The sequence below is a fragment of the Haloarcula marismortui ATCC 43049 genome (assembly GCF_000011085.1).
In the GTDB taxonomy this organism is placed as follows: domain Archaea; phylum Halobacteriota; class Halobacteria; order Halobacteriales; family Haloarculaceae; genus Haloarcula; species Haloarcula marismortui.
This window is the reverse complement of record NC_006396.1, coordinates 2,559,330-2,577,318: the sequence shown is the minus strand read 5'-3', so window position 1 is coordinate 2,577,318 and position 17,989 is coordinate 2,559,330. Positions and strand designations below refer to the sequence as shown.

General features: G+C 63.6%; 19 protein-coding genes. 11 read left to right on the top strand and 8 right to left on the bottom strand.

Annotated elements, in window-relative coordinates; genetic code table 11:
• Nucleotide 1: 1 nt before the first annotated feature.
• Both RR_RS16925 and htpX read right to left on the bottom strand, forming a co-directional pair.
• Nucleotides 2-619: a PspA-associated protein PspAB gene (locus RR_RS16925; protein WP_004960279.1), complete on the bottom strand. Its 618-nt coding sequence runs from the start codon at nucleotides 617-619 to the stop codon at nucleotides 2-4.
• Nucleotides 620-1,036: 417 nt separating this feature from the next.
• Nucleotides 1,037-1,915: a zinc metalloprotease HtpX gene (htpX, locus tag RR_RS16920; protein ID WP_011224502.1), complete on the bottom strand. Its 879-nt coding sequence runs from the start codon at nucleotides 1,913-1,915 to the stop codon at nucleotides 1,037-1,039.
• Nucleotides 1,916-2,042: 127 nt separating this feature from the next.
• On the opposite strand from htpX, the gene RR_RS16915 reads away from it, so the two are divergent.
• The 3 genes from RR_RS16915 (at nucleotide 2,043) to RR_RS16905 (ending at nucleotide 5,249) form a co-directional block, all read left to right on the top strand.
• Nucleotides 2,043-2,936 carry an NAD-dependent epimerase/dehydratase family protein gene (locus RR_RS16915; RefSeq protein ID WP_007187905.1) on the top strand — a complete coding sequence of 298 codons (894 nt, stop codon included), beginning with the start codon at nucleotides 2,043-2,045 and terminating at the stop codon, nucleotides 2,934-2,936.
• A gap of 86 nt (nucleotides 2,937-3,022) precedes the next feature.
• Nucleotides 3,023-4,162: a 60S ribosomal export protein NMD3 gene (locus RR_RS16910; protein ID WP_007187904.1), complete on the top strand. Its 1,140-nt coding sequence runs from the start codon at nucleotides 3,023-3,025 to the stop codon at nucleotides 4,160-4,162.
• Entirely contained in the window at nucleotides 4,155-5,249 is a 1,095-nt protein-coding gene (locus RR_RS16905) for a class I SAM-dependent methyltransferase (protein ID WP_049939069.1), read from the top strand. The genes RR_RS16910 and RR_RS16905 overlap by 8 nt, the downstream gene beginning before the upstream one ends.
• A gap of 173 nt (nucleotides 5,250-5,422) precedes the next feature.
• On the opposite strand, the gene RR_RS16900 is transcribed toward RR_RS16905, so the two are convergent.
• Complete coding sequence (locus tag RR_RS16900; protein ID WP_049939068.1) at nucleotides 5,423-7,150, bottom strand: ATP-dependent DNA helicase; 1,728 nt, start codon at nucleotides 7,148-7,150, stop codon at nucleotides 5,423-5,425.
• A 161-nt stretch (nucleotides 7,151-7,311) separates the two neighbouring features.
• On the opposite strand from RR_RS16900, the gene RR_RS16895 reads away from it, so the two are divergent.
• A complete protein-coding gene (locus tag RR_RS16895; protein ID WP_004516469.1) occupies nucleotides 7,312-7,506 on the top strand; it encodes a cold-shock protein in 195 nt (64 codons plus the stop codon).
• Between the two features lie 108 nt (nucleotides 7,507-7,614).
• Here RR_RS16895 and RR_RS16890 read toward each other — a convergent pair whose 3' ends face one another.
• Nucleotides 7,615-7,836: a DUF7561 family protein gene (locus RR_RS16890; RefSeq protein ID WP_007187901.1), complete on the bottom strand. Its 222-nt coding sequence runs from the start codon at nucleotides 7,834-7,836 to the stop codon at nucleotides 7,615-7,617.
• A gap of 109 nt (nucleotides 7,837-7,945) precedes the next feature.
• Between RR_RS16890 and RR_RS16885 the strand changes: the two genes are divergently transcribed.
• From RR_RS16885 to RR_RS16875, 3 genes are all read left to right on the top strand, one after another.
• Entirely contained in the window at nucleotides 7,946-8,932 is a 987-nt protein-coding gene (locus tag RR_RS16885; RefSeq protein WP_049939067.1) for an SDR family oxidoreductase, read from the top strand.
• Between the two features lie 75 nt (nucleotides 8,933-9,007).
• Nucleotides 9,008-9,946: an NAD(P)H-binding protein gene (locus tag RR_RS16880; RefSeq protein ID WP_011224498.1), complete on the top strand. Its 939-nt coding sequence runs from the start codon at nucleotides 9,008-9,010 to the stop codon at nucleotides 9,944-9,946.
• The gene (locus RR_RS16875; protein ID WP_004960298.1) at nucleotides 9,943-10,677 is read left to right on the top strand and encodes a DUF7530 family protein; all 735 of its coding nucleotides are present in this window, start codon (nucleotides 9,943-9,945) and stop codon (nucleotides 10,675-10,677) included. Before RR_RS16880 ends, RR_RS16875 begins: the two co-directional genes overlap by 4 nt.
• Here RR_RS16875 and RR_RS22535 read toward each other — a convergent pair.
• The gene (locus RR_RS22535) at nucleotides 10,664-10,837 is read right to left on the bottom strand and encodes a DUF5786 family protein (RefSeq protein WP_004960301.1); all 174 of its coding nucleotides are present in this window, start codon (nucleotides 10,835-10,837) and stop codon (nucleotides 10,664-10,666) included. The genes RR_RS16875 and RR_RS22535 overlap by 14 nt on opposite strands.
• 154 nt (nucleotides 10,838-10,991) lie before the next feature.
• Here RR_RS22535 and RR_RS16870 point away from each other — a divergent pair, with 154 nt between their 5' ends.
• The 4 genes from RR_RS16870 (at nucleotide 10,992) to RR_RS16855 (ending at nucleotide 15,472) form a co-directional block, all read left to right on the top strand.
• A complete protein-coding gene (locus RR_RS16870) occupies nucleotides 10,992-11,966 on the top strand; it encodes a DUF5784 family protein (RefSeq protein WP_049939066.1) in 975 nt (324 codons plus the stop codon).
• A gap of 146 nt (nucleotides 11,967-12,112) precedes the next feature.
• Nucleotides 12,113-13,108: an ATP-binding protein gene (locus RR_RS16865; protein WP_011224496.1), complete on the top strand. Its 996-nt coding sequence runs from the start codon at nucleotides 12,113-12,115 to the stop codon at nucleotides 13,106-13,108.
• Nucleotides 13,109-13,254: 146 nt separating this feature from the next.
• Nucleotides 13,255-14,937 (top strand): thermosome subunit alpha, encoded by a 1,683-nt coding sequence (thsA, locus tag RR_RS16860; RefSeq protein ID WP_049939188.1) that lies wholly within the window; start codon nucleotides 13,255-13,257, stop codon nucleotides 14,935-14,937.
• A 310-nt stretch (nucleotides 14,938-15,247) separates the two neighbouring features.
• Complete coding sequence (locus tag RR_RS16855) at nucleotides 15,248-15,472, top strand: hypothetical protein (protein WP_011224494.1); 225 nt, start codon at nucleotides 15,248-15,250, stop codon at nucleotides 15,470-15,472.
• A gap of 8 nt (nucleotides 15,473-15,480) precedes the next feature.
• On the opposite strand, the gene RR_RS16850 is transcribed toward RR_RS16855, so the two are convergent.
• The 3 genes from RR_RS16850 to RR_RS16840 are packed head-to-tail and all read right to left on the bottom strand — an operon-like array spanning nucleotide 15,481 to nucleotide 17,954.
• On the bottom strand, nucleotides 15,481-15,939 hold the full coding sequence (locus tag RR_RS16850) for a TIGR00725 family protein (protein WP_011224493.1): 459 nt from the start codon (nucleotides 15,937-15,939) through the stop codon (nucleotides 15,481-15,483).
• 39 nt (nucleotides 15,940-15,978) lie between these two features.
• A complete protein-coding gene (phaC, locus tag RR_RS16845; RefSeq protein ID WP_011224492.1) occupies nucleotides 15,979-17,406 on the bottom strand; it encodes a poly(3-hydroxyalkanoate) polymerase subunit PhaC in 1,428 nt (475 codons plus the stop codon).
• Between the two features lie 2 nt (nucleotides 17,407-17,408).
• Nucleotides 17,409-17,954 carry a poly(R)-hydroxyalkanoic acid synthase subunit PhaE gene (locus RR_RS16840; RefSeq protein WP_004960317.1) on the bottom strand — a complete coding sequence of 182 codons (546 nt, stop codon included), beginning with the start codon at nucleotides 17,952-17,954 and terminating at the stop codon, nucleotides 17,409-17,411.
• Between the last annotated feature and the right edge of the window lie 35 nt (nucleotides 17,955-17,989).

Sequence of the window (17,989 nt, the reverse complement as noted above, 5' to 3'; positions counted from 1 at the left end):
GTCACTCCCAGGGGTGGTAGCCGGGACGATCCGGCCACAGCGGATACCAGTACTCCTTGTCGTCCTCGACGGTGATTTCGTCGCTGAGGTTACTGTCCAGTTTGAACTCTGCGGAGGTGTTGCGCTCGTGGCTGTCGTGTGGGTCCGGCGCGAACGGGTAGTACGCGCCCCGGCGGAAGGAGTACACCCAGTAGACGGTCTGATCGCTGCGCGCGTCCTCGAACGAGAACAGCGCCGCGAGCAGGCGGGAGCCGTAGCGCCGTTCGACGAGCGTGTCCGCCGCGAAGTGGATCGACGTGAGCAGGTCCTCGAAGTCGTTGTCGTGCAGCACGACCCACTGATAGCCGTGGTCGTCGGTCTCGAAGGTCGCCCGGGTGCCCGTCTCGACCATTCCGGCGTCGAGAATGGATTCGACCTCGTCGATAGCGTCCTGAAAGTCCGTACTGTCGACGTCGGCGAAACACAGCGCCGCCTCGCCGGTCGGTTCGTACCCCAGATCGGCCTCCATCGTGATGTAGGCGGTACTCATCCCGAACAGGTCGTCCGGGTCGGCGTCCCGTGTCGCGTCGGCCTCGGCTTTCACCCCGAGGACGCTCTTGAGTCCGTCGAGCAGTCCCATATGCGAGCCCCTACGGGCCGGAGACCAAGGTGGTTTGTGTCTCGACTAGTTGCTGTGGTTGCGTACGAAGACAGGGACAACTGTTCTAACAGCCAGAAAGCCCCGAGTCGCTGGGCTACTGCGACTCGCTGCGCTCCTCACTACGTTGCGGTGCTTACGTCGCCTCGTACGCCCAGCGACTCGCCCCTTTCAGTCCCACCCGTTTCGGCTGCTCAATCAGCCACAGGAGGGACTGAAAGGGGCGGCTGGCTGAACGACGGCGGACGACGTAAGCACTGGAACGAACGGAGTGAGTGAAGCGCGCAGCGAGTCCCCCGAGTTCAGACAGCCGGGGCTTTCTGGCTCTGTATAGCTGTCACGGTGAGAATCCACACTATCGCGTAGACGACTGCCGGCAAATCAGATAATAAACAGACGTTACCGACTTTCGAGTTCGCGTTCGAGGTCCTGCAGGCGGTCGATGCGCTTCTCGGTCGAGGGGTGAGTGCTGGCCAGACGGCCGATCCACCCGACGTTAATCGGGATGATGAAGAACGCGTTCATTTCAGCCTGGTCGCGCATATCCTCTTTGGGGACCTTGTCCATCCGACCGTCGATTTTCATCAGTGCGTTCGCAAGGGCGGCGGGCTTGCCGGTAATCATCGCGCCGCCGCGGTCGGCGGCATACTCGCGGTAGCGGCTGAGCGTCCGGATCAGGAGGAACGAGATGACCCAGACGACCAGCGAGATGAGGATGGCGACGATGACGGGCACCTGCTGGCCACCGCGCTCGCGGCCGCCGCTGAACAGCCAGCCCCACCGGACGATGAGGAAGGCGATAGTCGAGAGGAACGACGCGATGGTCATCACCATCACGTCGCGGTTCTTGATGTGGGCCAGTTCGTGGGCGATGACCCCCTCCAGTTCGTCCTGGTCCAGCGTGTCCATGATGCCTGTCGTCACGCAGACAGCCGAGCTGTCTTTCGACCGGCCGGTGGCGAAGGCGTTGGGCACCCGCGAGTCGGCGACGGCGACCTTGGGCTTCGGGAGGTCGGCCTGCTGAGCCAGGCGGTCGACGGTCCGGTGAAGTTCCGGATATTCCTCCGGTTCGACCGTCCGGGCTCCCATCGAGTACAGGGCGAGCTTGTCGCTGAAGAAAAACTGCGCACCGAGGAACAGTCCCATGACGACAACGATAAGCGCGAGGTTGCTGAAATACAGCGTGAGCGCTCCAAGGAAGACGATGTACAGCGCGAACAGCAGGAACATCGTCAGGGCCATCCGGCCACGGAGCCCCCAGTCTGTTTGCCACTCCATACCCTTGATAGACGGTCGACACTCTAAAACCTCGCTATCGTGAGAAAGTGCCACACGGCAGGGGCCAGTGGACCGTCAGCGGGCCAACGGTCCACACGCATTTACTCTCCGGGCAACAATCGGATGCATGACCGACACAGTCGTCGTCACTGGCGGGCGCGGGCGGTCCGGGCGCTGGATTTGTGACCACCTCGCCGGCGAGTATCACGTCGTCTGCGTGGACCGTGACCACCCCGGCTGGGAGATTCCGACGCGGGAGTACATTGATTTCAAAGCCGTCGACGTGACTGAAGGAGTGGAGGTCCGGGACCTCTTCAGCGAAGTTGACCCAGACGCCGTCGTCCACTGGGCCGCGCTCCCAGCGCCGGAGCGTCACGCGGGCACGCGGGTGTTCGACACCAACGTTTCGGCGACGTACAACGTCATTGACGCCGCAGGCCGCGCTGGCGCAGATGTCGTCTGGGCGTCCTCCGAGAGCGCCTACGGGCTGGCCTTCGCCGAAGAGACGCCACTCCCGGCGTATCTCCCGATAGACGAATCCCATCCGACCGCGCCGGAGGACCCGTACGGCACGTCGAAGGTCGCCGGCGAAGAGGTGGCGAAGATGGTCACCCGGCGCGACGGCGTCGACGTTGCTTCGATACGGCCGTCGTGGATTCAGTACCCCGGCGAGTACAACTGCCGGGACGTGGCCACGGGCGACCTCGCCGACGGTGCGGGTAACTGCTGGTCGTATGTCGACGTGCGCGACGTGGCGACAGCCGTCGCGGCAGCGCTCGATGCCGACATCGGTGGGCACGAAGCGTTCAACGTCGCCGCCGCCGAGAACTACGTCGGTCGGCCGACGGCTGCCCTCGTGGAAGAGCAGTGGGGTGACCTTCCCGCGGAGTGTAAGCTGGACGACGACCAGTCAGCGCTCTCGACGGCAAAGGCCCAAGGGCTGTTGAACTGGGAACCCCAACACAGTTGGCGTGATGCCGTCGACGCCGATGTTGCAGCGCCAACTCTCACGGGCAAGTAATTGAGAGCAGTCCCGGGCCTGCCGGCGGCGGCCGGCCGCGGTGGCGGAACACACGGCTTAAACGGGTCAGTACAGTAAGACCGGTAATGAGCCGGTCGGGAGAGTTCTGTCCACGCTGCGGTGACGAGATACCAGAGGGCACTGACGAGCGCCCGGAGCTTGCGGGTGCCGGCGGTCAGCGCAACTCCGAGCACGTCCTCTGTGACGCCTGCTACTTCGAGGAGTTCGACCTGGTGGACGCCCCCGACACCATCCAGGTGCGGGTCTGTTCACGGTGTGGCGCGGTCCACAAGGGGAACCGCTGGGTCGACATCGGCGCGGAGGACTACACCGATATCGCCGTCGAGCAGGTCAGCGAGGCGCTCGGTATCCACGTCGACGCCCAGTCGGTTGCCTGGCAGGTCGCTCCCGAGCAACTCGACAAGAACAACATCCGGATGCACGCGGAGTTCTCCGGCGTCATCCGCGGGACGCCGGTCACCGAGGAGGTCACCGTCCCTGTTCGCATCTCCCGGCAGACGTGCAAGCGCTGTGGGAAAATCGCTGGCGGTTCCTTCGCCAGTATCGTGCAGGTGCGGGCCGACGGCCGCGACCCGACCGACGACGAGCGAGAGCGCGCTGAAGAAATCGCACAGGAGTACGTCGCCGCCCGCGAAGAGACCGGCGACCGCAACGCCTTCATCACCGAGACCAAGTCCGTCGATGACGGACTGGACATGAAAATCTCGACCAATCAGATGGGGCTGGGCATCGCCAAGCGAATCACCGCCCAACTCGGCGGCTCGTACTCCGACTCACGGCGTCTCATCTCCGAGGACGAGGACGGGCAGGAGCTGTACCGGATGACCTACGCCGTCCGCCTGCCCCGCTACCGACAGGGCGAGGTCATCGACCCGGAGGACGGCGACGGGCCGGTGCTGGTCCGCTCGGTTCAGGGGAACCTCAAGGGCGTCCGTCTGGCGACCGGTGAGGACTACGAAGCGAGTTTCGAGGCGGGCGAAACGCCCGACGCCCGCCGGCTGGGGTTCCGTGAAGACGGACAGCAGACGACTCTCGTCGCAATCGAGGACGAGAGAGCCGTTCAGGTCCTCGACCCCGAAACCTTCGAGAGCAAGACCGTCCCCCGGCCGGACTATCTCGACATCGACGCCGACGAGGTGCCGGTGCTGAAAAGTCATGCGGGGTTGCACATTCTCCCTGCCGCCGACGCGGATACCGATGAGTGAGGACACGGAGACAGCGGACGACCAGCAGCTAGCTGTCGTTGTCCACAAACCCCGTTCGCAGGTTGCTATCGAGTCCCTGGGAGCGGAGGGCGTCTACGACGACACCAGAAGCGTCACCGAGTGGACCGCGGACAGCGTCGCAGTTCCGGTGACTGCCCCGCCACAGGAGACGCAGTTCCGGGAGGTCGTCCGGCAGGTCGGGAAGCGCCGCCTCCGAACGCTCGATGACCACCTCCGAGAGCGAGGCTGGACCGACACGGAAATCGCCGCCGCCCCGAGTTCCTGGGCCGTGCTCGGCTCCGTCGTGCTCGTCGACATCGGCGACAGCCCCCGACCGGCGGAGGTCGGTGACGCCCTGCTGGCCCTCCACGGCGAGGCCGAGACGGTGCTGGCTCGCCACGGCATCTCCGGGGAACACCGCGAACCTAGCGTCAAGGTCATCGCCGGTGACGGCGACACAGAGACGGTCCACACCGAACACGGCACGCGCTACGCGATGGACCTCGCGGAAGTGATGTTCTCGCCCGGCAACAAGGCCGAGCGGGCGCGGATGGGTGAAATCGTCAGCGAGGGGCGGGGGACCCGGCCCTCGGAACGGGCGAGCGGTGAAGCCGCGAGAGAGGGCGGCGAGCGCGTACTGGATATGTTCGCCGGCATCGGCTACTTCACCCTCCCGATGGCCCGCGCCGGCGCGCACGTCACCGCCGTCGAGCGCAATCCCACGTCGTTTCGCTTTCTGGTCGAGAACGTCATGTTGAACGATGTGGACGAGCGGGTGCAGCCGTATCGGGCCGACTGTCGAGACGTTGTGCCGGGCTTCGCCAGCGAGGGACGCGCCGACCGAGTCGTGATGGGCTACTACGAATCACACGAGTACCTCGATAGCGCGCTCGACGCGCTCACACCCGGCGGCGTCCTCCATATGCACGAAGCGACACCGAATTCGCTCGTGTTCGACCGCCCGATAGAACGGCTGGAAGCGGCCGCCGGCGAGGCCAACCGAGCCGTCGAAGTTCTGGACACTCGGCGCGTCAAGGAGTATAGCGAGGGCGTCGCCCACGTCGTCGTGGACGCTAAGATACAGTAGGGCGTTTTTACTCAAACAGTCCCGGCCAGAGCGGCGAGTACCACACACGGTCGTAACGCATAATTGGGCTAGTAGTCAAGAAGGGGCATGAACAGACAGCAGATTATCGCCATCATTCTCGTCGGCCTGATGGTCGGGTCGTCAGTGGTCTATGGATTAGCCTTCGCCTTCTTCTAATCCCACACGTCCGAAAGCGGGTGGTTTCCGTCCCCGGACCGCGAGCGGGAGCGGTCGTGCCGGCGCTTCGTGCCCGAACTGAGCGCCGAGAGCGCCTGGTCCGGCGCAAACCGCGGCAAATCTGGCTGTGAAAGGCGGTCGACCTGCGCGCGGAACCAGTCGGGCATGTCGTGGTCAGCGCGCTCAAAGAGGTCAAGTAGCGACGTGTCCGCGAGGTAGGTCGCACCGTGGTCGTCGGGCGCGCGGACGACCCGGCCACAGGCCTGGATGACCGTCCGCAGTGCCGTCCGATAATACCAACCCCACTGGTCGTCTTCGAGCCGTCGGGCGACGCGAGAGTCGCGAGTGTTGGGGTAGGGGGCCTTGCACAGCACCTGCCAGCGACAGAGGTCGCCTTCGAGGTCGAGGGCTTCTTCCATCTTCACCGAGAGGAACACGTCGGGGTTGTCGCTGCGCTTCCAGGCGGACAGCGCCCCGTCTCGGCCTTCTTTATCATGGGTGCGGACGCGAGCGCCGACGCCGAAGTCATCAAGCAACTCCTTCAGTTGCTCCTGAATAGCATACGAGTGGCAGTGGATTAGCCCCTTCTCGTCCGTGTGCCGGGCCATGATACGCACGATAGTGCGAGCGATGTCTGGCAGCGTGTCGTCGCGGTGCTCGTAGGTCATTTTGCCCTGAGCGACGTCGTACAGTGGCCGGTTCTCGACGGGGAAGGTGTGTCCGACCTCCACGAGTGCGACGTTGCTTGGGTCAAGACCGACGTTGGCGCAGAACGCCTCCTTGTTGAGAATGGTCGCCGACAACAGGGCAAAGCGATTGCCACGGTCCCAGACGGTGTGTTTGAGGTACCGCTCCGGATTCATCGGCTTGATTGTCACCGGTGCGTGCTCGCCGTCGGCCTGGTCGACGACCCACGTGGTCGCGCTCTCGGTGTCGGTGTAGTCCTCGCGGAACCACCCGAGGTCCTGCCGGAGCGTGTTCAGCGAGTCCCGCTCGGCGACTTCCTCGCCGGTGAGTTCCGCCTTTTTTCGTAGTTCCTTCACGCGGCGTTCGGCGAGGTGTTCGACGCGCTCGGTGAAGGCGACAGCCTCGTCCAGCCCGTCGATGTCAGGCACGTCGATATCGTTCCACATCGGGATGGACTGCGGCGAGAGGTCGATGGTGGCGTACATCTCCGCCCATTCGCCCAGACCGTGGGCCTCGTCGATGACGACCACGTCGCGCTTGCCGAACACGTCGCTGCCGGCGGTCTGCATGAAATACGCGAGTGTCATCGCGGCGATGCGCCGGTTCGAGGCGATGGCACGGTCCGAGAAGTACGGGCAGCGGTGCTTGACCTGACAATCAAACTTCCGTTCGCGCACGCACGGGGCCTGATTCACCGGCGTGTCAGTCTCACCGGGAAGGATGCAGTCGTAGTTGTTCTTCCCCCGGATGACACAGAGGTCCTCCAGCAGGGCGTCCTCGGCCACGTCATCCAGTTGCGAGACCTGTGGCGTGGTGTAGTAGGCGTCGATGACCTGTTCGGCGGCGGCCTCGCCGGCGGTTCGAGCACACCCGGCGATGGCCCGGGCGAGCAACGATTTGCCGCTGCCGGTCGGGGCGCGAACGAGGACAACGTCCTTGCCGCGCTCGAAGGCCGCACGGATGTCAGCCAGAGCCTGCTTCTGGTTGCCCCGGTAAGACGGGGCTGGGAACTCGTCGGTAATCCGCGCGGGGTACACGCGAGAAAGCAACGGACGAGGCGGCCTAAACCTTTCCTGTCACCGGATGTGTGTCAGCAGCTACCCGAGATGACGGGGGTGGGTCGTGTTCACAGGCACACGGTCATGTCACCTGTACTCTCGGAACTCTTATACATATACCCCCTGTACGTATATTTGCAATGGCAAACGGTAAGGTTGATTTCTTCAACGACACAGGCGGTTACGGTTTCATCTCGACTGAGGACGCGGACGATGACGTTTTCTTCCACATGGAAGACGTTGGCGGCCCTGACCTCGAAGAAGGCGAGGAGATCGAATTCGACATCGAACAGGCCGACAAAGGCCCCCGCGCGACGAACGTCGTCCGCAACTAAGGCAGATTTCCGGTCGCCTTCGGGCGACCACATCTGACACTTTGTTTTATCAGACTACTCGAAAAGCGACAGCGCCCGGTTCGCAGTAACCCAGACAGGAAACAACGATCAGTTGTCAGTCTGTGCGGAGAGAGCGGCCACGTCCGCCGCAGTCACGTCCCGGTCGTCGGGCAGCCGGTCGATGCAGTCATAACAGAGGAAATGCTCCGTATCGTCGCCGAGTTCGAGGACGATGCCTTCGGTCGGTCTGGACTCCTGCGACCAGATGTTGGCGATGCCGCCAGCTATCGAAACGTTCGTATCGCACCCGTCGCAGGCTCTGGAGGCCATTATTCGAATTTTATGCACTGTATACACTTCAAGGTAGCTGGCCCCTTCGAACAGTTCAGCCGAGTAACTCTCGGCATACTTTTGTCGTCCGATGGGCACCATCCAGATAATGCAAATACTGGTCACAGGGGGTGCCGGGTTCATCGGCGGTCACCTGGCACAGCGGTTCGCCGCCGACGGCCACGATGTCGTCGTGCTGGACAACCGCGACCCGTTCTACGATCTAGATATCAAACAACACAACGTCGATGCCGGACAGGAGGCCGCCCGGAACAGCGACGGGAGCTACGAGTTCATCGAGGGCGATGTACGTGACGCGGAGCTTGTCACAGATCTCGTCGCCGACGCCGACTACGTCTACCATCAGGCCGCCCAGGCCGGCGTCCGCCCAAGCGTCAAGAACCCCCGCAAGTACGACGAGGTCAACGTCAACGGCACGCTGAACCTCCTCGATGCCTGCCGCGACGAGGGCATCGAACGGTTCGTGATGGCTTCCTCCTCCTCCGTCTACGGGAAGCCACAGTACCTGCCCTACGACGAGCAACATCCCACGACACCCGTCTCGCCCTACGGCGCGTCGAAGCTCGCCGCCGAACGGTACGCCTGCGCCTACAGCGAAGTGTACGACCTCTCTACGGTAGCTCTTCGCTATTTCACCGTCTACGGCCCCCGGATGCGCCCGAACATGGCGATCTCGAACTTCGTCTCCCGGTGCCACAACGGCGAGCCCCCGGTCATCTACGGCGATGGCACGCAAACACGCGATTTCACCTACATCGAAGATGTCATCGACGCGAACATGACGCTGCTGCATGAAGACGCCGCCGACGGGAAGGCCGTGAACATCGGGTCGACGGACAACATCGAGATCAAGACGCTCGCGACGGAGATCCGCGACCAGATCGACCCGGACCTCGATCTGGTCTACGAGGAACGCCACGACGCCGACGCCGAACACACCCACGCCGCGACCGACCGTGCCGAGGAACTGCTCGGCTACGACCCGGACCACACCATTCGGGAGGGCGTCGCGAAGTTCATCGACTGGTACCGCGACAACCGCGACTGGTACGAACCGCTCGTTCGACAGTCCTGAAACGAGCAAGCGGTCCGACACGGCTCCGAACAATCAGACGGCGGTTTTAACCCCGTTCCGTTCTGCAGGAAGGGTATGCATGTGCTCGTGACCGGTGCGACGGGGTTCGTCGGGAGCCATCTCGTCCCGGCGCTCCTCGCGGCCGGCCACAGCGTCCGGGCGCTCGTTCGCGATCCGAGCGAGTACGACCCACCCGACGGCGTCGACGTGGCGACAGGTGACCTGCTCGACGCGGGCAGTTTCGACGCCGGCCTTGACGGCGTCAACGCCGCGTACTACCTGGTCCATTCAATGCGTGCCGGGAGCGACTACGCCGAGCGGGACCGGCGGGCGGCGCGGAACTTCCGTCGGGCAGCTGACGAGGCCGGTGTCGACCGGGTCGTCTACCTCGGCGGCCTCGGCGAGGAGGACGAGACGCTGTCCGAGCACCTCCGGTCACGCCGTGAGGTCGAGTTTATTCTCCGAGAAGGAGCGTACGACCTGACGACGTTCCGGGCGGCCATCATCATCGGCGCGGGCTCGGCGAGCTTTCGGATGATACGCGAGCTAACGACGCGATTGCCCGTGATGCTGACACCGCGCTGGGTGCGGACAGACTGTCATCCGATCGCTATCGACGACGTCATCGCGTACCTGGTCGACGTGCTCGACAAGCCGGAAACAGCCGGCGAAACCTACGAGATCGGGGGGCCGGAGGTACTGACATACGCAGAGATCCTGAAGCGAACGGGCCGGCTCATGGGGTCCGGTGAGCCGACAATCGTGCCGATACCGGTGTTGACACCGAAGCTGTCGGCGTACTGGGTCGCCCTCATGACCGACGTGCCATCAAGCGTCGCCCGGCCGCTCATCCACGGGCTGAAGACGCCAGTGGTCGCAGACACCGAGGCTGCACAGGCACAGTTCGCCGTTGCCCCGACATCGTTCGGGGATGCGGTCAAGCTAGCCCTCAGCGAGCCACGGAGTCGAAACGCAGCACGGGCGGCCGCAGCTACGGGTGGTGCGGGCAGATGAGCGGGGATAGCGCCCGTCCCGACTACGGCGAGACGTGGGTGTACGAGAGCATCATCGGCGCGCTGCCGGGAATCCGGCTGCCGACGTGGGCAGCGATGGCGATTCAGCTCCTCATCTTCGAGGTTGCCATCATCGCCCTGTCGTGGTACTACGAGGTCTGGAGCGCCGCAATCGCCGGCACGGTCGTCGTGTTCGTCGCCACCATCGGGAGCGCAGAGATGCTCCGCATTAGCACGCTCATCCGGCGTATCGACGTGCCGCCGACCTACCGTGCACTGCTGTTCGCCTCGAACGTCGAAGTCGTGTTGTCCGTCCTCGCATACATCGCGCTACTCACCCATCTGTTCGTCTTCGACCCACAGGTTAGCTCGATGCCGCTACTGGGCCGGCTGTTCGGGCCGGAGCCACCGGTACTGGTCGTGTATCTAACGCTGCTCATCCTCTGGGACGTGAGTTACCGCATCGGGACGGGCTGGTGGGCCAGCGTCACGGGCCTGTGGCGGTCGGCTCGCTACCGGTTCGACCCAGAGACGGCACGGGTGTTCATGCGAGCCGACTTAGAGATATGGGGCTTTGGCGTCCTCCAACTCGTGCTCGTGCCGTTCGTGCTGGACCAGCCGGTGCTGCTCGCGGCGCTGGTCGGCCATGTGATAGCCGTGACTGCCGTGACAGCCGTCTCTGTCGGACTATTGCGCTACCGGTCGAGAACGACCGCAGTCAGTCGGAGTTAATCTGCTTGAACTGGTCGAGCAGCTCTTCTGTCGACTCGTCACCGTCGTAGTCGACGCTCCCGTGGTATGTACTCCGGTCGTCGTCTTCCGACAGTTCGACCTCGCTGTTCTTACGCTCACGGCGTTCGTGTTCGTCGTCGTCGTACGCTCCCATCGACATAGGTTACCACGATAAATCTTGGCTGCTAGTGATTATCAATGTAACGGTGGTTCCAGAAACCGCACCATACAGGCGACAGAGCAGTCGAGCGGGCCGAACGAGGGCGTTCCGATAGGGCGGAACGCCCAAGACCACTGACCGTCTACACGACCCTGTGGCTGGTCCCTTACGCCTGCGGCGGTCGAACGAGCGATGGAGCGAGAAGCGGGTCCGGACAGACCTGCTGTCACCGTTGCAGAACACCTTCGGTGCGACGATGAACGGGCCGTGGTTCGCTCCGCCAGAGGGGTGGGCTGCGCGCCGGCTGGAGATGGATAACGGCGACCTGGCGCTGTTTTGCTGGAACGGCCAGCGGGCGTACTGGGTCGGTAACACCGAAACCCCGGAGACGCTGTGGCGGACGGAGAAGTACACGTTCGACGAGGTCCCAGACGAAATCAGCGAGTGGGTCCAGCGTGAACTGTTCGCACAGTTGGAGGTCGAAGACCCGTGGCTCACCGAGTACGAGACGCTGGCGCACTTTTTCCTGCCTGTGTTCCTCTCGAAAGACGGCCGGGAGTCGACGCGGACGTTCTTCCGGGACCACGCCGGCGGCTTCCCGGACGCCGACCGGGCGGACGGGCTGGCGTTCTACGACGACTTCCTCGCGACCGGCGAACTCGACGACTACCGCTACACGATGGCGAGCAAACTCGGGACCAGCGAGGGCTTTGACCTCTCGCGGATGCGGGCGACGATGGGCGAGTTCAACGTCGCCAAACTGCTCGTCGATGCGGGCAACGACATCAGGCCCGAGGTCGAACTGGACTCCGGCCACTCCGTCGATTTCCGGGTCGAAGACACGCTCGTTGAGGTCACTCGCCCGCGGCCGCCGTCCCGACGGCAGGTCGACACCGCCGTCGGCGCGGTGAAGGCGTCCGGCGATGCGAAGACACGCGACCAGCTAGCGGCCCACCCCGGTGCGGTCCTCGTGGTGGACTGCAGTTCCTTCCCGGACGACGACTGGCATCGGGTCTACGGCGAACAGCCAGACGTGGGGTACTCGCCGACTATCGTGTTCCGCGCTCGACCGGACGGCAGCATGGAAGGATACGCCTACGGCTCGGTTCCGTTTCCACTGCCGTTCTAGGTAGGACGGACAGGTCACGTTATCTTCCTCGAAATTCGGGGCGTAACATATAACGCGCCGGACGGGTAAGGCTGAGAGAGATAGCCGTGGTGGACGACACAGAGCAACCGGGTTCTAGCGGCGCGGGACAGTCGGTCTCGGAGGTAATGGACCGCCTCGAATCGCTCCGGTCCGAAGAAGAAGAACGTGCCGAGAGCGCCGCTGCCGGCGTGCTATTGGACCAGCTACAGGAGGTCGAACAGCGGCTGCTGGCCTTTGGCGAGGCGCTGGGCGGCACGGCCGACACAGTGACAGACCTCCCGTTTACTGAGGAAGCCGGGCTGGACCATATGCCCGAACCGCTGTACGTCCGCCACGACACCGAGATGCTGAATCAGGTCACGTCCTGGCTCCTGCAGGACCAGCACATCGGGTTAGTGAGTCCCTACGGCACCGGAAAGACCGCCTTCCGAGAAATCGTGCTGCGGGACCTCTCGAAACACGAGGGCTTTGTCATCACGCATCTGGACAACCCCCGTGAGACGACGCCCCGGAAACTCTACCAGACGGTTCTGACAGCCGCCTACGCCGCGGGCTATTCCATTGACCAGCGTAACTACTCGCAGGTTCGTGACGGAATTCCGTGGGCGACCGCTGAAGCGAAAGACGCTGTTCACGAAATCGTTCGTCGCGTGCGCGAGGACGGCAAGACGCTCTTACTGGTCGTCGACGAAATTGAAGTGCTTGAGGCGGACCTGCTGTCGCCGCTGCAGGTGGCCGGCGACGCCGGCGTTCGGCTGTTCCTCACCGGCACACCGGAAGGGAAACGGCGGGTGGCGGAGATTCGCGGGACACTCGACTCCCGGCTGCGATATTATGAGGGTATCGACCCGTTTTCGCCGGACGACGTAGCTGAGTACGCCGCCCGCTCGCTGGCGTACTTCCGAGACGAACCCTACGAGGGGCAGGCCCCGAACCTGTTCACCCGGGCCGCAATCGAAGATATCCACGAGCGGACCGATGGCAATCCCCGGGAAGTCCGCATCGAGTGTCGTGAACTGTTCACAAGGGCGGCGTTCGTCTGGTACCGGACCGGGCAGGACATCTCTCGCATCCAGATTACGCCGGAACTACGCCACCGTCGGTTCGGAATGGGCCGCTAAGCGGCAATAAACGGGTATATAAACCACCCACGTTACACGGTGTCACACCGTCGAGTATGGCGTGTAATAGGGCGATACACCGACGGTCACCGTGGCTTTTATATAGAAGCACATTCAATCATCGTTTGACTATGGCTCAACAGCAGATGGGCAACCAGCCCATGATTGTACTTTCCGAGGAGTCCCAGCGGACATCCGGAAAGGACGCGCAGTCGATGAACATCACGGCCGGGACGGCCGTCGCCGAGGCCGTTCGGACGACTCTGGGTCCGAAGGGCATGGACAAGATGCTCGTCGACAACTCGGGCTCGGTCGTCGTCACGAATGACGGCGTCACCATCCTCGACGAGATGGACATCGAGCACCCCGCCGCCAACATGATCGTCGAGGTCGCCCAGACCCAGGAAGACGAAGTGGGCGACGGCACGACCACGGCGGTCGTCATGGCCGGCGAACTCCTCTCGAAGGCCGAGGAACTCCTCGACCAGGACATCCACGCCAGCATCCTGGCCCAGGGGTACCGCCAGGCCGCCGAGAAAGCCAAGGAAATCCTCGAAGACAACGCCATCGACGTCGACGCCGACGACACGGAGACCCTCGAGAAGGTCGCCGCGACCGCGATGACCGGCAAGGGCGCGGAGTCCTCCAAGGACGTCCTCGCCGAGCTCGTCGTCCGCGCCGCACAGTCCGTCGTCGACGACGACGGCAGCGTTGACACCGACAACATCCAGATCGAAACCGTCGTCGGCGGCGCAACCGATGAGTCCGAACTCGTCGAAGGCGTCATCGTCGACAAGGAACGCGTCCACGACAACATGCCGTTCGCCGTCGAGGACGCCGACGTGGCCCTGCTCGACACGGCCATCGAGGTTCCGGAAACGGAACTCGACACCGAAGTCAACGTCACCGACCCCGACCAGCTCCAGCAGTTCCTCGACCAGGAAGAGGAACAGCTCAAGGAAATGGTCGACCAGCTCGCCGAGGCCGGTGCTGACGTCGTCTTCTGCCAGAAGGGCATCGACGACATGGCCCAGCACTACCTCGCACAGGAAGGCATCCTCGCTGTTCGCCGCGCAAAGAAGTCCGACATCGAGGCGCTCTCGCGCTCGACCGGCGCGCGCATCATCTCGAACATCGACGACATCGAAGCCGACGACCTCGGCTTCGCCGGCTCCGTTGCCCAGAAGGACATCGCTGGCGACGAGCGCATCTTCGTCGAGGACGTCGAGGACGCCCGCGCTGTCACGATGATTCTCCGCGGCGGCACCGAACACGTCGTCGACGAAGTCGAGCGCGCCATCGAGGACTCGCTTGGCGTCGTCGCCGCCACGCTGGAGGACGGCAAGGTCCTGCCCGGCGGCGGTGCCCCCGAGACGCAGCTCGCACTCGGCCTGCGCGACCACGCCGACTCCGTCGGTGGGCGCGAACAGCTCGCCGTCGAGGCCTTCGCCGACGCCATCGACGTCATCCCGCGCACCCTCGCGGAGAACGCCGGTCTCGACCCGATCGACTCGCTGGTCGACCTCCGCAGCAAGCACGACGGTGGCGCAGTCACCTCCGGGCTTGACGCCTACACCGGTGAGGTCGTCGACATGGAAGAGGACGGCGTCGTCGAGCCCCTCCGTGTCAAGACCCAGGCTGTCGAAAGCGCAACCGAAGCAGCCGTCATGATCCTCCGCATCGACGACGTCATCGCTGCTGGCGACCTCAAGGGTGGCCAGGGCGACGACGACGAGGACGAAGGCGGACCCGGCGGCCCAGGCGGCGCGCCCGGCGGAATGGGCGGCGGCATGGGCGGCATGGGCGGCGGTATGGGCGGCATGATGTAAGCGAGGTTTCGAAGAAACCTCGGCACGCCGAGCGGGGAACGAAGTGACCCGCGAGGCAAGCCACATTGGCGAAAAAGGCGGAATCGCCGCTTTGCGGCGATTCCGAGAACCGCGGCCTTCGGCCGCGGATGCCTGCCTCGCCCGTCGACCTCGTGAAGAATCGGTGCGATTCTCTATTTTTGTTTTCAGTATAGGTGGATAACGACGCTATGACGATAGCGTAGCCGCGGTGAACGCCGTCTCGCTCCTAAGAATCCTACTATCACGAAGTAGACGCCACGGTCAAACCGACGTATCCCTTTGAGTCGGTATGGACCTGACACGGACCGAACGGCGGTTGCTGTGGGTCGGAACAGCACTAGCGGGCGCGCTTCATCTGCTCGTTCCGGGGCTGTTACTGTCGATGGCGCAGCTGGGCTATCGCTGGGTGCTGTCGGTGGAGTTCACGCCACAGGACGGGGCCCGTCGTCGGGTCAGGCTGCTTGGCGTTGGGAACCTCATTGTTGCGGCGATACTGCGGCGGCTACTCGACTGAAACAGCGGCTACTGCACGGCAGACTCAACGTATGCGACAGCCTCGGCAGGGGTGTCGACGTGTTCGATAGCGTCGCCGACCGGGCTGTCGAAGCGGTGTGTTCCGAGCCCAGCGACCGGCCGGTCTATGTCGAGGGCGTGGCCGAGTTCCGAGAGCGTTCCGGTGCCGCCGTCGACGGCGATGACGGCCGCACCGTTCATCACGACGAGGACGTTGCGGGCGTTGCCCAGCCCCGTCGCAATAGCTGTCTGGACGTAGTCGTTCGCTGCCGCGGTACGCTCGCCGGGTAAAATACCGATAGTGTGACCGCCGGCCTCGCTCGCACCCCGGCAGACTGCTTCCATCACACCGGTGAGGCCGCCACAGACGACTTCGTGGCCATGCTCACCGAGCAGTTGCCCGACCTCACGTGCCTGTTGGTACTGTTCGTCAGTGACCGTCGAGCCGCCGATGACCGAGACGCGCATGGCTGGTCGTGCAGCGGGAAACAGAAAAGGGGCGCCGAATTACAGTTGATCGAGCCAGTCCTGTGCTCGGGATTCGGTGGTTTCGGCGATGTCGGCCAGGTCGGCCGCGTCGTACTCGGCCAGGTCCGCGACGCTGTGAATGCCGGCGTCGTGCAGCCGTTCGGCGTAGGTCGGGCCGATACCGGAGACGCTATCCACGTCAGCGGGTTCGTCGGTCGCATCGTCTTCGGTAGCGTCGGCATCGACATCGTCGGTCGCGTCAACGTCGATGTCGGTGAGTTCCGACTGGTCTACCGCGTCGTCTTCGGCCGCTTCGGGGGACTCGACCTCGATATCGACTTCCTCGCTCCCCGTGCTGCGCTCGGAGTACCACTCGGCGACCTCGGGCCAGAGGTCAGCGTGGGTCGACGACGAGACGGAGAGACCGATGTGGCCCGTCGAGAACTCGATGGTTCGCGTGTCGTCGCTGGCGATGACATCGTTGAACGGCTTGGAGGCCTCCGGCGGGATGAGGTGGTCGTACTCACCCATGAGCTGGAGGACAGGCATGTCGATGTTGTCCAGGTCGACGTGCTTGCCGTCGAGTTCCAGTTCGTTCTTGTAGAGCTTGTTGTCCTGGTACACGTCTTCGAGGAACTGGACGTAGGCCTCGCCGGCCACGTCGATGCCGTCACCGAGCCACTGCTCCATGCGGCCGAAGTTCTCGACGAAGCCCTCGTTCTCCATGTTCTCCGCGAACCGGATGTACTTCGTGACGTAGTTTTCGACGGGGTCCATCAGCGCGAAGCCGATGTCGAGCATATCCGCGGGGACGTTGCCGAACGTGTCGACGACATCCTGCGGGGAGTAGTACTCCTCGGAGCCCCACTCTTCGAGGACGCCGCCAGTGTGGTCGAAGCACAGTCCGGCGGCCATCAGGCCCAGGGTGTTGACCTTCTCCTTGTGGAGTGCGGTGTACATCACCGACATCGTGCCGCCCATACAGTAGCCGAGGATGTTGATCGCGTCCTGCCCGGAGCGGTCGCGGACCACGTCGACGCAGTTGTCCATGTAGCGGTTAACGTAGTCATCGAGAGTGAGGTGCTGGTCAAGCCGCGACGGCTCGTTCCAGTCGATGAGATACACGTCATGGCCCGCCTCAAGCAGGCGTCGGACGACTGACCGCTCCTCCTGCAGATCAAGGATGTACGGTCGGTTGATGAGCGCGTAAACGATGAGTATCGGAACGTCTTCCTTCTCCTCGTCCGGCACCTCAATGCCAGCGGCTTCGGCGTCGTAGTGGAGGAGTTCGAGCTTGTTCTCCTCGTAGACGACGTTACTGGGCGTCTGGCCGACGTCGACGGACTCCATCAGCTCCAGTCGCTCATCGGCGACCTGACTGGTCTCAGCGGCGTCGGTCATGTTCTCCAGCGTCTTTCGCTGCCAGTTGAGCGCGGCCTCGAACGGATTGAAGGGGTTGCTGGACATGGTTATTCTTCTAAGTGTTCGAGAACGCGGTCAAGCTTCTGTTCGACCGCGTGCTGGCGGCGCTCAAGCTCGATGAGCCGCTCAGCGATTTCGTCGACGTCGTTGCGCGTTGGGAAGCCGAGCTGTTCCAGCGTGTCCTGGCTCAGGTCGTCCGCTTCCTGTTGCATCTCCATCATCGACTCGACGAGCTGGCCGTTGGCGGCCGCAAAGGCCGAGGTGCCCATGACGTGCTTGAACGCCTCGTTTGCGGACTGCAGCCAGATGTCACGGAACTCGGCCGGGTCGACGTCCTCGCCCTGTGCGGCATCGGTCGAGCGTTCGACCATCTGCTCTGCGGCGTCCATCCACTCCTCGTAGGCGCGGTTGTAGCCGTCCATCCCGTCGGCAAGGTCATCCTGCTCCGGGATCGTATCTTCGACGGCATCGGCCCACGACTCCACGAAGGCCGCCTGGGCCTTCATGTTCTGCTCCATCGAGTCAGCGACCGCGTTGTTCATCTCCTCAACCATCTCCGTCCATTCCTCCTGAATGTTGTTTGTATTACTCATAATAGTACCTCGGCGGCGGGCGCACAAAAAAACCG

Bases quoted from the DNA above. Each gene is read 5' to 3' on its own strand.
- RR_RS16925 (WP_004960279.1), bottom strand. From the start codon at position 619: ATGGGACTGCTCGACGGACTCAAGAGCGTCCTCGGGGTGAAAGCCGAG.
- htpX (WP_011224502.1), bottom strand. From the start codon at position 1,915: ATGGAGTGGCAAACAGACTGGGGGCTCCGTGGCCGGATGGCCCTGACG.
- RR_RS16915 (WP_007187905.1), top strand. From the start codon at position 2,043: ATGACCGACACAGTCGTCGTCACTGGCGGGCGCGGGCGGTCCGGGCGC.
- RR_RS16910 (WP_007187904.1), top strand. From the start codon at position 3,023: ATGAGCCGGTCGGGAGAGTTCTGTCCACGCTGCGGTGACGAGATACCA.
- RR_RS16905 (WP_049939069.1), top strand. From the start codon at position 4,155: ATGAGTGAGGACACGGAGACAGCGGACGACCAGCAGCTAGCTGTCGTT.
- RR_RS16895 (WP_004516469.1), top strand. From the start codon at position 7,312: ATGGCAAACGGTAAGGTTGATTTCTTCAACGACACAGGCGGTTACGGT.
- RR_RS16890 (WP_007187901.1), bottom strand. From the start codon at position 7,836: ATGGCCTCCAGAGCCTGCGACGGGTGCGATACGAACGTTTCGATAGCT.
- RR_RS16885 (WP_049939067.1), top strand. From the start codon at position 7,946: ATGCAAATACTGGTCACAGGGGGTGCCGGGTTCATCGGCGGTCACCTG.
- RR_RS16880 (WP_011224498.1), top strand. From the start codon at position 9,008: ATGCATGTGCTCGTGACCGGTGCGACGGGGTTCGTCGGGAGCCATCTC.
- RR_RS16875 (WP_004960298.1), top strand. From the start codon at position 9,943: ATGAGCGGGGATAGCGCCCGTCCCGACTACGGCGAGACGTGGGTGTAC.
- RR_RS22535 (WP_004960301.1), bottom strand. From the start codon at position 10,837: ATGTCGATGGGAGCGTACGACGACGACGAACACGAACGCCGTGAGCGT.
- RR_RS16865 (WP_011224496.1), top strand. From the start codon at position 12,113: ATGGACCGCCTCGAATCGCTCCGGTCCGAAGAAGAAGAACGTGCCGAG.
- thsA (WP_049939188.1), top strand. From the start codon at position 13,255: ATGGGCAACCAGCCCATGATTGTACTTTCCGAGGAGTCCCAGCGGACA.
- RR_RS16855 (WP_011224494.1), top strand. From the start codon at position 15,248: ATGGACCTGACACGGACCGAACGGCGGTTGCTGTGGGTCGGAACAGCA.
- RR_RS16850 (WP_011224493.1), bottom strand. From the start codon at position 15,939: ATGCGCGTCTCGGTCATCGGCGGCTCGACGGTCACTGACGAACAGTAC.
- phaC (WP_011224492.1), bottom strand. From the start codon at position 17,406: ATGTCCAGCAACCCCTTCAATCCGTTCGAGGCCGCGCTCAACTGGCAG.
- RR_RS16840 (WP_004960317.1), bottom strand. From the start codon at position 17,954: ATGAGTAATACAAACAACATTCAGGAGGAATGGACGGAGATGGTTGAG.